The following is a 13,614-nucleotide window of genomic DNA, read 5'->3' as shown; positions in this document are numbered from 1 at the left end:
CTTCTTCATGACAGATATTACAACACACCAAGCATCTAGACGCCGCTTGTTGATTGCTTTAGCTATAACGTGTTCGTTTATGGTTATACAGATTATTGGCGCCTATTATTCAAATTCGCTTGCTGTACTTGCTGATGCTGGGCATTTGTTTGTTCATAACAGTTCTTTATTTATTGCACTTATCGCCTCAAGCATGGCGATTTATTTTGCGAAAAACTTTAACGATGGCTACCAGCGGGCTGAACTTATCGGCGGTTTGATCAATGGTATTTTATATTTAAGTATTAGCTTAATTATTTTGTATGAGGGTGGTGAACGTTACCTTCATCATAACGATGGTCACGATTTACAAATTAATAGTTATTTGATGTCGGTAATTTCTGCTATCGGCTTTCTTTTTCATGGTGCTGCTGCATGGGTTTTATATAAGGGACGTAAAGCCAGTATCAATGTATATGCCGTCTTTTTACACTCATTTTTTGATTTAATTTCAACTGTTTCAACCTTCTTTGCTGGTATTTTAATTTATCTTACTGAGTGGGCTGAAGTCGATATTATATCGAGTATGTTGATTGCGACCTTTGTGTTGTTTACAGGGGCTAAAGTAATTATTCGTTGCATTCAAGGTTTACTTGAAAACAGAAGTAAATTACCAGATGTGGCTGATATTGAGCAAAGCATAGCCTCTATTGAGCACGTTCAGAATGTACACAATGTAACTGTAATGCGCCAAGATAAAGACATCGTTGTTGGGGCTCATGTCGTGCTAAAACAGCATTGTACCGTTGAAAAGCACGATGAAGCGTGTCGCTTAAAAGTAGAAAAGCTATTACTTTCACGCTTTAAAATCAAAAAAAGTGTGCTGCAAATAGAAAGTCATGAGTGCCATTATGTTAATTAAAGTGGCAAAAAGTTTAATTTTCTTTTAATTTAAAGGTATCACTATGAAGTTAGGATACCTTTTTTGCTTCAAAATAAGTCTTCATATTTTAACTTTTTAGCTGCACTACTGCTTGGTTGTATTGCTGGAGTTGTTAATTTACTGCCAATTTGGTTTCTAGATAGCTCAGAATTTATTCTTGGCCAGTTTTTTGTGATCTTAAGCTTACTGCTGCTTGGCTGGCGGTTTGCAATAATCACTTTCATTTTAAGTACAGGGTTTATTTTTTACCGTTGGGGGCATGCGTGGCCTTCCATTGTATTTGCCTTAGAACTGATATGTTTGCAGTTGTTTTGCTTATCAAAATCGCGCCCAGTTTTTTTAAGAGGCATGCTGTTTTGGTTTGTGATTGGTCTGCCGCTACTTTGGAGCTTTGGGCATTTCTTTTTAGGTTTACCAATCCTAACTATTGCCATTGCGCTTGCTAAATACTGTTTAAATGCGGCTATCTACTTATCTGTTATTGATTTATTGAGCTTCTTTTTTAGCCGCTATTCATGGCACAAACACTATTCGTCTTTATACAAAATTCTTAACTATGTTGTGACCTTATTGGTAGTGTTGGTGGTTATTTTAACCTCAATAGTACTAACCAATAACCATTATTCACGTATTGAGTACGAGATAAATGAGCAGTTAAAAGAGAAAGCGAAGGAAATTGCACGGATGATTGATGCTCACCTCGATCATCATAAAAAAGGCTTGGTATTAACGGCTCGAAGTATTGCCAATGGTGTTCCTCGGCAGATTGCGCTTGAAAATATGGCTAACTTGTATCCTGACTTTCGAACGCAGATCATTGCTGATGCACTGGCCAATGTTACTCATTTTTACCCACAATCGTTAGCGATTAGTTTGCAGCAATCAAACATACGCCCCAATGTGGCTGATCGTGACTATTTTATAAATGCACCGAATAATAAACTTGGTTATATCTCAACAATTTTTAAAGGCCGTGGCTTTGGCTCTTTACCGATTGTTGCAGTATCAGCTCCGATTTATATTGAAGACACCTTTACAGGGGTTGTTGAAGGCTCACTGATGTTTGATTATTTTGCAGGCCTCAGACCAAGCCTATTTAGTCACCAAGGGGAGCTATTGATTTTAGATCCCACCAATAAAGTAGTATTTAGCACCCTGGATGATTTTAAAGAGTTACAACAATTAACTGACGATGAGATAGACTCGTTTGCTGATGAAGCGCGTTTTAAAATGTTTGATGCGGAAGATGAGCAACAGTATTACGCTAGGGAAGCTCGCTCTACTGAACATAATTGGATTGTGATGACCATGCTTAATCGCAAACACGCAAACAATGTTGCTGTGAGTGCATGGGGTCAGTCTTTAGTAATGGTTTTGTTCATTATTTTATTAACTAGTGTATTTATCACTCAGTTAAGTCGCTGGTTAATTGCTCCAATTGAAAAGTTGGCTGAACAAATCGATAAATTTGAACCTGAACGTGCAATCACTGATACCGACTTACCAGAAACCTGGCTCGAGGTAAGTCGTTTGCAGTCTCAGTTTTCGAGTTTAGCAAACAAGCTTGTGCTTAATTTTAATCGCTTACATCAAGCGAACCATGAAAACGAATTATTAAATAATAAATTGACAGATTTTAATTCTCAGCTCGAGCAGCAGGTTAATGATAAAACAAACGAATTAGTCGAAGCTGTGCGTTTAGCGAATCAGGCTAACCGCACTAAATCTCAGTTTTTAGCAAATATGAGTCACGAAATTCGTACCCCACTAAATGGTATTTTGGGGATGACTCAACTATTGTTAGAAAATCCTAATCTGCCAGAAAGTGAGCGCGATGAGCTGGCAATGATACACCAAAGTGCAAATAACTTACTGTTGATTTTAAACGATATTTTAGATTTCTCTAAAATTGAAGCTGGTGCACTTAAACTTGAAAATCGCGCTGTTGAGGTTAAATCGTTACTTGCTCAGTTAGCTAAAATCTTTAGCACTACCAGCGTTAAGCCAGGGGTTCAATTTAACCTTAGTATTGCGGATGATATCCCTGATTATATCCGTTTAGATCCACTCAGATTTAGCCAAGTCGTCAACAATATCTTGAGTAACGCTGGCAAATTTACTGAGTTAGGTGAAATAAACATGCACTGCCAAATGGCAAATAATGCACTAGAAATAAAAATTCGCGATACAGGTATAGGTATTTCAGCGGATCAACAAGTAAAATTATTTACTGAATTTACCCAAGCCGATATATCCACCACCCGTAAATATGGAGGTACTGGGTTAGGACTAACCATTAGTAAGCGCATTATTGAGCTTATGGATGGAGAACTCTCTTTAGTGAGTCATGAAGGTGAGGGAAGTGAATTCACTATTGTCGTGCCTGTGACTGAAAGTGGTGCAGAGGAAAAGGCAGAGCAAAGTATAGACAAGCCAATTCTAAGTGGCATTAACGTATTAATTGTTGAAGATAACCCTGTAAATCAAATTGTGCTGCAAAAGATGATGCAGGACACCCTGTGTACTATTAAAAAGGCCAATGATGGTTTAGAGGCGCTTAAAGAGCTTAAAAGCTTTACAGCAGACATTATTTTGATGGACTGCCAAATGCCGCACATGGATGGCTATCAATGTACACACGAAATCAAACAAAACCCTGCGCTTTATGGCGAAGCAATCATTATCGCTATTACGGCGAACGCCTTTGAAGATGATCAGAAACGTTGCCTTATGGCGGGCATGGATGACTTTATCTCTAAACCAATTAACAAAGATGAGCTATACCGATGCTTAAATAAATGGCTTAAAGCGCGTTTAGTCGATCAATAACTGCCTGAATCGTGCTTTCTGCTATTAGGTCATCGGCCAACATGGGTTTGGCAAAATAATAACCTTGTAAATCTTCGCAGCCCATTTCGGTTAAGAAGCTGATTTGCTCACTGGTCTCAACCCCTTCAGCTATACAATATAAACCTAAATTTGATGACAGCGCATGAATGGTTTTAATAATTGATTCATTACTCTTATCTTGGCCGATATTGCGCACAAAGCTTTGATCAATTTTGATCACATCAATCGGGAATTGGCTAAGGTATGTCAGTGACGAGTAACCTGTACCAAAGTCATCAAGTAATAGTTTGAAACCAGCATTTTTAAGTTTTTGCAGTTGCTTTGATGCTTTCTCTTTATCTTCTAAAAGCGTGTTTTCTGTAATTTCAAGGCGCAGCTGAACAGGTTTAACCATATGATTATTTAAAATCAGTAGTAAGCGCTCAGTTAAGTTCGATTTTAAAATATGCGTTGGCGACAGGTTTAATGACAAATAAAACTGTGGATTAGCACGAAGCATAGGCATCAGCTCAGTTAGTGCTCTATCAAGTGCTTGCTCAGTCAGCGCATCAATTAAGCCAATCTCCTCGGCAATAGGGATAAACTCTGCTGGTGATACAAAACCTTGTTCGTTCTTCCAGCGCATTAAAAGCTCTACGCCGTTTATTTTTTTAGTTTTGGCATTAACGATAGGTTGATAATTATTAAATAACTCATCATCTTTAAAGGCATCTTTTAAGGCATTTTCAAGTAATAGCTTTTTGGTTAGCTGGTTATTCATTTGCTCCGTGAAATATTTAAAATTGTTCCGGCCAGATTGTTTTGCGTGCATCATGGCTATATCAGAATTTTTAATTAAATCATCTGCAGTTTTTGCATCAAATGGGTAAAGAGCCACACCAACACTTGCAGAAATATTAATTGAAAAATCGTCGATAATGACTTTGCTTGCTAGCTCGTCAGTTAACTTTTTAACCAGCTCACTGAGAGTTTGTGGCGAATGTAAGTCTTTAATAAGGACTAAGAATTCATCACCACTTTGGCGGCCTATAACCGCGTTTTCGGGTAAGATCAGGCTTACTCTTTGTGTTATATCACACAGTAATTGGTCGCCTACAGCATGACCGAATGAGTCATTAACCGGTTTGAATTTATCTAAATCTATAAACAGCAATGCTGCGAGTTTATTGTGCTTTTTAGCGTTACTTATGCATTGACTAATTTTTGAATGCATCAGAGTTCGATTTGGCAGCCCTGTGAGTGGGTCATAATTCGCTAAATAGCGTAAATCGTCTTCAGCGCGTTTTTGCTCTGTTAAGTCAGAAATAACAATCACATAATAGCTAATTGTGTGGTTTTCTTTGGCCACGGCAGTAACACTTATATGAACGGGATGTGCTGGGCTTTTTAGAGTGCGAATAACAGCTTCTGTTTTCCAGTTCTGTTTTGGTTTAAGTGTTTTTAATACGTTGATATATTCAATATATTTGCTTCGACCAATTGCAGCAATAAAGTCGCTGCTAGTTAGCTCTGCAATATTGTTTGGCGTAGCGAATGCTTCACCAAAGCTGGCATTAGCAGAAAATGGTTTAAGTTGATTGTCTAAAATTAATAACCAGTCATTTATTTGTCCGAACGCTTCTCCGAGCACACTCGCCTGCTGTGCATTAGCGCGCTGTTCAGTAATATTGGTATAGATACCGGTAATTTTTAGAGGACGATTAGTTTCATCAGTCGCAACAATGCGGCCAATATCTTCGTACCAAAGCCAACCTCCATTTTTATGTTTTAACCGGTAAGTAATGTTCCATTGTTCATTATTAGTTTGTTTACAAAAGATTTGCCACTGGTTAGTAACATAATTGTGATCATGTGGGTGAACTAACTTTATAAATTCTTTAAGGTTTATACCATCTTTGTACTCATCATAACCAAGTTCAGCAGAAAAACGTGTCGTTCTTAAAAATTGTTCTGCAAGGTTTATTTCCCAAACGCCACTTTTGGTGCTACTCAAGGCAAGTTCAGTTTGCTGCTGTGATTTTACTACTTCTGCGTGAGCGCGTCCTATCATTTGTTGACGAGCACGATATTGCCAAAAGATGAAAAATAAAATAACTAAGACGATAATAACATAGCTTGTAACGGCAATAGGAGATGACCAAGGTGCATGTGCAACATTAAACCTTAGTTGTCTAGTTGAAGATATTGCATCGTTTAATTCTGTTGACGATGTTACCGATAAAACATAATCACCTGGTGGCAATTTAGTAAAGAAAACTTCGTTGGTCGTTAGCTTGTTGTATTCAAGTGACGTTGGTCCATCAAGGGTCACTTTATACGATGTTTTATCTTTATTAATAGTATCAAAATTAGAAAAGGTAACAGCCAAGCCCATATCTTCAGAAGTGATCTGAAGAGGCGTGTTTACATATTTGTAGGGGTGATAGTTGAGCTCACGCGATAGTAACGACACATTGGTGATTTCGGTATTTATATTGCCAGCCTCAACAGGGGATGATAAAAAGTCCTCCGGTGAAAGTAAAAGTACGCCACGTGTTGTGCCAAATGCAAGTTGTCCATTATGTAATGTAGTGTCGGAATCAATGTTAAATTCATTTACGGTTAAACCATCACGAATAAAATAACTGTCAAGTTCTAAAGAGCTTAAATCAAGTCGGTAAAGGCCATTTTGTGTACCCAGCCATAAAAAGCCAAAACGATCTATTTGCAATCCAAAAACAGATTTAGCTTTCAACCCTGATTGCATATTAATGCGATGTTTAACCTCATAAGTTTTAGAATCAATGCCGATAAGCCCTTCATCTGATGAACCAAGCCAAAGAGTGTTATTATAATCTATCACCCAGTCATCAATAGTATAGAACGCTAATGGGTTATAGTTTTCTGTTTGGTATATAAGTGTCAACTTTTCAGTCTGCTCATTGTAGCGATACAACTTGCCCGACATACTGAGTACATACTCGTCGGGGTAATCGGGAAGTGGCTTTAAAAAACCATGAGCATTAACTATGTCGACTTGTTCTTTTAATCCTTTAATTGTGACAAGTTCACCTGTTTTTCCGTTATATTTATAAAAGTTTTGTTCATCCAAAAATGCAAATTGATCATTGCCCATTGCACTAAAGCCCCAGTTAGGGCCGTATTCTATAAGGTGTATGGTTTCTGCATTGCCTTTTAAGGGCGCTAATTTGCCAGTTTGTTTATCAAAAAGTACAAGGCCAATATATTTCATTAGCCATAAATAGCGGTCACTATCGTCAATATTTGCTTCAGCAACACCATAAATACCGTGTTGGCCGTGAAATGCTTTCTCATCGTTGCTCACTAAGAATGGTGTAACCTTTTTAGTTGGCTGGTTGTACTTCATTAGGCCATTATCAGTGCCAATCCAAATCGTATTTTTTTGATCTTGTAATACCGTCCAAATATTATTATTGAAGCTAACTTGGTTGTTTTTTAATTCAATATGCTTGAAACGCCTTGCCAGTGTTGACCATGTAAATACCCCTTGAGAGCGCGATGCAAGCCAAAGCAGCCCAGTTTTATCAACCATCACATCTTGGATTGTATTGTCAGTCATTAAGTACTTACTCTGTTCAAAGTTTAAGATGAACTCAATAGACATAGTTTCGCGATTAAATTCGAACAAGCCTTTTTCAGTGACGATATACTCACCGAACGAGCTAACAGAATAGTCCCAAATATTTAAGTTAGGGATTAATAGTTTTACCTTATCAAACGTCAAACGATTGGCCTTTAGTGGGATATTGAACATTCCCTCTACTGTGCCTATAAGTAAGCCGAGCTCAGTATCGACCTTTAAAAATTTAACGTTTTTATTATCTTCTGTGGTATGTGTTTTATCTGTCAGTGGAATATGCGAGATATGTTCATCAGCAAGATTTTTTGAAAAAAGCCCATCCGAAGTGCCTATATATAAAAAGTTGTCGTGTAAGGTGAGAGCTCGCACGATATGCTCTTCCTTATTGATTGAAAATTCATGCAAAAACTTTTTAGATAGTTTGTTGTATGAATAAACATGCTGAGCAATTGCGAAGTAAAAAAAGTTGTCATCTTCAGTAACAGCTAAAATGGGCGAGAAGAAAACATCTTCTGGATCGAGTTTGCCAGAGTAAATTTTTTCAACTTTCAGGGTTTTAGGATCAATAAAAAAAGCACCTGAGAATTCGGTACTGACAAAAATGTTTCCGTCTTCAGTTTTGTGCATTGCGGTAATTTGCCGCTGATCAAGAATGAACTCTCCAGCAAAAGGCGATACCTGATAACCATCGTATCGATTTAACCCTTGGTAGGTGCCTATCCAAATGAAGCCTAAATCATCTTGTATAATTTTAGTTACACTGCCTTGTGTAAGGCCTTCATCAGTCGAAATTCGCTGCATTTGCAAAGCGTAATTTTGCGCAAACACAGTTGAAGTTAGCGTGAAGAAAAGCAGACTGAGAATCAAAAGAAAAAGTTTAGGCACTGACTGATTAACCCTAAATTATTATTTACGCATAATTTTTAACAAAATATAGCACAATTATGACCGTAAATAACGGTTCTGAAAAGTTAAATTAGTAATAAGGTCTACTTGGTATTGAAATTAAAACCTATGCTATAACTAGTTCAATTGTTATTTATCAGAGAAAGTGATGCGCCATTCATTTATAAGTCAAAAAAATCGTGCTTTGTTATTGATTATTGACCTACAAGCAGGGCTTGAGCCGGTTATAAACGATTTTAATCAAGCTGTTAATTACACAGAAAAGTTGATTAAAGCAGCTAAGGCATTAGATATTCCCTATTTATTTACCGAACAAAATCCAACCAAGTTAGGTAAAAGTAGTGAACAGCTTTTACCCTTTATAAATGACAACAATTGCTATCACAAAATACATTTTAGCGCATGCCAAGAAGCGCAATTTAACAATCAATTGGCTGGCTTTAACCGTAAACAAGTGGTGGTAACGGGTACGGAGTCACATGTTTGTGTACTGCAAACTTGTTTAGACTTAATTGCCAATGGTTATCAAGTGTTTGTAGTGGAAGATGCCATCGCATCACGTAATGAAAAACATAAAGAGCTGGCGATTAAGCAACTATTGGCAGCAGGTGCTATTATTACATGTACAGAAAGTGTGATATTTCAATGGCTAGAAAAAGCAGGGACAGATCAATTTAGAGCACTATTGCAATTAATAAAGTGAACCATGATTCGCATCAAACCGTATTGGCTCGATTAATTGTGTTTTTGTAAATTATCTAATAATTAAGGCTTTATCTATGACGAGCGTGCGCCGCCTTTTTACTTATTTGTTCCTTCTCTTATTTATTGAGTCTTTGGTTTTAGGCTTCATCTATTCGACTTTGATAACGGGTGTGGTAACCGGTTTATTACTGCTGTCTTTACCGCTTTGGATGCTCCATAAATACCCAACGAGCAAATTAACAGCCCATGTTGTTGCTGCCGGTTGCATGATGTTTTCGTTTTTACACATCCAACAAAGCTACGGCCTCATTGAAGTTCACTTTGAAATTTTTATTTTAATGGCCGTATTGATCATGTTTGTTGAATGGCGAGTGTTCATTACAGCACTTACTTTTGTGGCCGTTCACCATTTGAGCTTTTACTTTTTACAGATAAACGAAGTCGGTTTATACGTTTTTGACCCAGACAGATTGTATTTTAGCACCGTACTTATTCATGCCGTATATGCCATTGTTGAAGCAATTGTAGCGGGTTACATTGCTAAAACCCTCCATCTTGAACGCAGTTCAGGCTTATCGTTAAGTACAACGACAGAGCAGATAATGGCCGACGAAAACAGCATTAATATTAGTTTAAGAGCGGATGATAGACATAGTGAAGCTGTGGCGGGTTTTAACCGCTTACTGGGTTTTGTATCCACTGTGATAGGTGATGTTCAAAGTCAAAGTAGTGTTTTAAAAAATCAGTCTAAACAATTACTTGAAGTACATGACGAATTACATGAGCAAGCTGTTAAGCGTGAGCAGTTATCGACGGATATAGCGCAGTCGGGTGAACGAGTTTCTGAAGGCTTTGCTCATGTTGAACATGAAAGTAATGAGCTGCAAACACAGTTTGAGCAGCTCCATTTAAGTGCAACAGAAGCACTAAATGAAGTAGCGAATACAGACAGTAAAACAGCTGAACTTGCCAATAACCTTCAAGAAGCAGACCAAAACATTAGCCAACTTGTAAGTGCATGTTCGCATATCTCTGAATTACTTAATGAGATTTCGTCAATTGCTGAGCAAACGAATTTACTTGCGCTAAACGCCGCAATTGAAGCTGCTCGAGCTGGTGAGCAAGGCCGTGGCTTTGCGGTTGTTGCTGATGAAGTAAGAAATTTGGCAACACGAAGTAAAAATACTACAGATAAAATAACCAATACACTCGAAAGCTTGATGCAAAATAGCGCATCATCAACCAAGTCGATGCAAGGTAGTGTCGCACTTATCGAACAGTTATCAGCAATTAGCTCACAGATGAAGCTGCAAATTACAGAGATGACAGAGCAGGTTAATGTTGCCGCAAGTAGTTCACAATCGGTTGCACATGTAGTGCAAAATCAAGCGGGGAATACACGTGCCATTGCCGAGAATTCACAAGCCTTAATTGCTAACCAAGCCAACGACAACCTGATGATTGAAAAACTCACCGATCGCGTCCAGTTAATTGATGTAAGTATCGATGTGCTGGAGCAAGGTATTGCTAAATTCAAATAGTAAATGGGTAATAGTGGCAACCCTGGTTTGGGTTGCCTCTGTGGCATTGGCCTTGGTGTTTGCTTACTCTCAACAAGCTAGCACCTTTGATCCAGATAAAAAGCTAGCCACAGCCAACTGGCTACCTGCTTTTCAACAAAGAATGGGGCTTGGCATCACCAATACAGATACCTTGTACATTATTGATGAAAATACCTGTGTATGCTCAACGCGTTCACAACCGCACATAACAAGCCTTAGCAGCTATGCAGCAGAACAAGGTGTTAAAGTAATAAAACTTAAACCAACATCTGCGGTTGCTGAAATTTTACCCGCTCAACCTGCCGCAGTACTTGTTTCAGAAAATCAACAGCTTGTATATGCAGGGCCATTATCAAAAGGACTCGCGTGTTCAAGTCAGAATGGCTTTGTTGAGTTAGTAATCGCAAACTTACGAGCAGGTTTTAATAGTCGGTTTATTAATTCAGATGCTGAGGGGTGTTATTGTAAAATTAATTGAGCTAGAAAGGTAAGTTAAAGAGGCCAAGTATTTTGGCCTCTGACTCTATAAAATTATTGAATTTGGCCGCGTATCTCACCGTTTGGGTTGGCAGGCGTATGGACATTTACATAATGACCGCCTGAAGCTAAAACTGAGAAAATCTCAGCATTGATCATTAAGCCAGTGCTACTCATCCAGCGATTCATATCATCACTGTCTTGAACAAGAGGAGCTAACACAGGGCCATTTTCACCTGCTACGCCGGTATGAATATGGGCTGCACTTGCATCGCTTACACCCGATGTAAGTACTTGCAGCTCAACGCTATAATCGTTTGTATTAACAAGTGCATAACCATCGCCAGATGCATCTGTTGTAACCGCGGGTACTTCTTGTTCACCACTTAACGGGAAGGTTACAAACACATAGTTATCAGTAAGGATTTGACCGCGTAGTTCACCACTTGGGTTAGCAGGAGTATGCACATTTACGTAGTGGCCACCTGATGCAAGTACTGCAAAAATATCTGCATTAATCATGGTGTTTTCAGGTGTTTGCCATAGATTCATGTTATCGCTTGATTGTTCTAACGCGGCAAGTACGTCGCCATTGGTGCCTATACGACCTGTATGAATGTGCGCTGCAGTTGCATCACTCACACCCTCGGTTAAAGCTCTTAATTCTAGATGGTAATTATCCATATTAACTAATGCATAACCACTTCCTGATGCCATGGTATCGACCGCAGGTACTTCTTGCATACCACTAAGTGGGAAGGTAACAAGCTGATAGTTGTCTGTTAGTATCTGACCTCTAATTTCGCCACCAGTGTTAGCAGGTGTATGCACGTTAACGTAATGACCACCTGATGCAAGTACCTCAAAGATCTCAGCGTTTATCATGGTATTTGCTGGTGTCATCCACATGCCTGCGTTAGTTGTTGACTGCTCAAGTGCAACGAGCACATCGCCATTTGTGCCAATTCGGCCAGTGTGAATGTGCGCTCCTGTCGCGTCATCAACACCCATTGTGTTTACCACAAGTTCTAAAGCATAGTTATCCATGTTAATTAATGCATAACCTTCACCGCTTGCATCAGTTTCGACAGCAGGGACTTCTTGCTCGCCGCTTAGTTTAAAGCTCGTAAAGCCATAGTTACTAGTTAGGATTTGCCCGCGAAGCTCGCCGCCAGCATTATCAGGTGTATGAACATTGACATAGTGACCGCCAGAAGCAAGCACTGCAAAAATATCAGCATTGATTTGTGTATTACTTGGTGTCATCCAGACATTGCTATCATCCATTGATTGTTCAAGCGCCACTAATACATCGCCATTAGTCCCGATACGACCTGTGTGAATATGCGCAGCGCTCGCATCGTCCAAGCCTGACGTTACAACAGTAAGCTCTACGCTGTAGTCAGTAGTATCAACTAGGGCATAACCATCACCATCAGCCATGGTGCTCACCATGGGTACTTCTTGATTACCACTCAAGTCAAAGGTCGCAACTGCGTAGTTGTCTGTTAAGATTTGGCCGCGAATTTCGCCACCGGTAAATTCCGGTGTGTGAACGTTAACATAGTGACCGCCGTCTAAAAGTACTGCCAGAGTGTCGCTGTCTATCATGGTGCCTTCTGGCACTACCCAGTCGGTCATTACTTCATCGTCTTGCTCTAAAGTCACGAATACATCACCATTTGAGCCTAATTTGCCGGTGTGGATGTGAGCAGCTGTTGCGTCATCAACACCCATTGTCACTGCGCGAAGTCGTAATTCTGTTGTGGCACTGTCATAAGATGCGTAGCCATAACCCATAGCATCACTGTCATTCATAGGAACTTGCTGATCGCCGTTTAAAACAAACGTGATGATGCTGGTTGTATCTGGCACAATTTGCGCACGAAGCTCACCGTTTGCATACTGTTCAGTATGAAGGTTAATGTACCAATCACCATCCATTAAATCAGCGATTAAACTTTCATCAAGGTCGGTGATTGCGACTTCATACACACCATCGGTAGTGGCTTCAAATGCAAAAGCAACATCGCCATTAGCGCCTAAATCGCCGTCGTGTATGTGTGCTGCGCTAAAACCTTCGACTGAGCTTGCATCAAGCGTTGCACGAAATTGCATTAAACTTTCGTCAAGCTCTACTGTTGCAGTCGCTGTTTGCATTGAATCATTCATTGGCACTTCTTGTTTGCCACTTAAAGTTACAGCATAGGTTTTACTTGGAGTGAATTCTTGAACTGGAGGAGGTGGCGGTGGTGTGATGACTTCTTTGTTATCATCGTCATCGCTACAAGCAGTTACCAGGAGTAGGCTGCTTAATAAGAGTATGTATTTCATCGTTCTTCCTTATATCTTTGTATGTTCGGACGTTACGACGTGTCCATTTCAATAAGGCTTACGGAAGATGTTTAAAATGCGATCAAAAAAGGTTGCATAAAAGTTAATTTTTAATTCTTTAGTATTGGTTTTTGGTGAAATTAAGAATTTAAACTTTTTAGCAATTATTTGAAAATGAATATTTCTAGCAGTTTGAATTAGAGATGTTTGGCTTGTTAATGGGTACGAATTATGCATTAGATTTCTTTTCGAAAATT

At 39.0% G+C, this 13,614-nt stretch carries 7 protein-coding genes; 5 read left to right on the top strand and 2 right to left on the bottom strand.

Annotation, left to right across the window (positions count from 1 at the left end):
- Positions 1 to 7 precede the first annotated feature (7 nt).
- Both J3455_RS02285 and J3455_RS02280 read left to right on the top strand, forming a co-directional pair.
- The gene (locus tag J3455_RS02285; protein ID WP_349560928.1) at positions 8 to 901 is read left to right on the top strand and encodes a cation diffusion facilitator family transporter; all 894 of its coding nucleotides are present in this window, start codon (positions 8 to 10) and stop codon (positions 899 to 901) included.
- 63 nt (positions 902 to 964) lie between these two features.
- On the top strand, positions 965 to 3,751 hold the full coding sequence (locus J3455_RS02280; protein WP_349560927.1) for a response regulator: 2,787 nt from the start codon (positions 965 to 967) through the stop codon (positions 3,749 to 3,751).
- Here the strand turns inward: J3455_RS02280 and J3455_RS02275 are convergent.
- Positions 3,726 to 8,174 (bottom strand): EAL domain-containing protein, encoded by a 4,449-nt coding sequence (locus J3455_RS02275; protein ID WP_349560926.1) that lies wholly within the window; start codon positions 8,172 to 8,174, stop codon positions 3,726 to 3,728. The genes J3455_RS02280 and J3455_RS02275 overlap by 26 nt on opposite strands.
- Positions 8,175 to 8,427: 253 nt before the next feature.
- Here J3455_RS02275 and J3455_RS02270 point away from each other — a divergent pair, with 253 nt between their 5' ends.
- The 3 genes from J3455_RS02270 (at position 8,428) to J3455_RS02260 (ending at position 11,024) form a co-directional block, all read left to right on the top strand.
- The gene (locus tag J3455_RS02270; protein ID WP_349560924.1) at positions 8,428 to 8,982 is read left to right on the top strand and encodes an isochorismatase family protein; all 555 of its coding nucleotides are present in this window, start codon (positions 8,428 to 8,430) and stop codon (positions 8,980 to 8,982) included.
- Positions 8,983 to 9,058: 76 nt separating this feature from the next.
- Positions 9,059 to 10,525: a methyl-accepting chemotaxis protein gene (locus tag J3455_RS02265; RefSeq protein WP_130052743.1), complete on the top strand. Its 1,467-nt coding sequence runs from the start codon at positions 9,059 to 9,061 to the stop codon at positions 10,523 to 10,525.
- A 13-nt stretch (positions 10,526 to 10,538) separates the two neighbouring features.
- On the top strand, positions 10,539 to 11,024 hold the full coding sequence (locus J3455_RS02260; protein WP_130052742.1) for a DUF6436 domain-containing protein: 486 nt from the start codon (positions 10,539 to 10,541) through the stop codon (positions 11,022 to 11,024).
- 53 nt (positions 11,025 to 11,077) lie between these two features.
- Here J3455_RS02260 and J3455_RS02255 read toward each other — a convergent pair whose 3' ends face one another.
- Positions 11,078 to 13,357, bottom strand: a complete 2,280-nt coding sequence (locus tag J3455_RS02255) for a CHRD domain-containing protein (protein ID WP_349560923.1) — start codon at positions 13,355 to 13,357, stop codon at positions 11,078 to 11,080.
- Between the last annotated feature and the right edge of the window lie 257 nt (positions 13,358 to 13,614).

This window comes from Pseudoalteromonas sp. NFXS39 (assembly GCF_040148775.1).
Classification (GTDB): Bacteria; Pseudomonadota; Gammaproteobacteria; order Enterobacterales; family Alteromonadaceae; genus Pseudoalteromonas; species Pseudoalteromonas apostichopi.
Note: the sequence above shows the minus strand (reverse complement) of the source record. Positions and strands in the feature narration are given on the sequence as shown.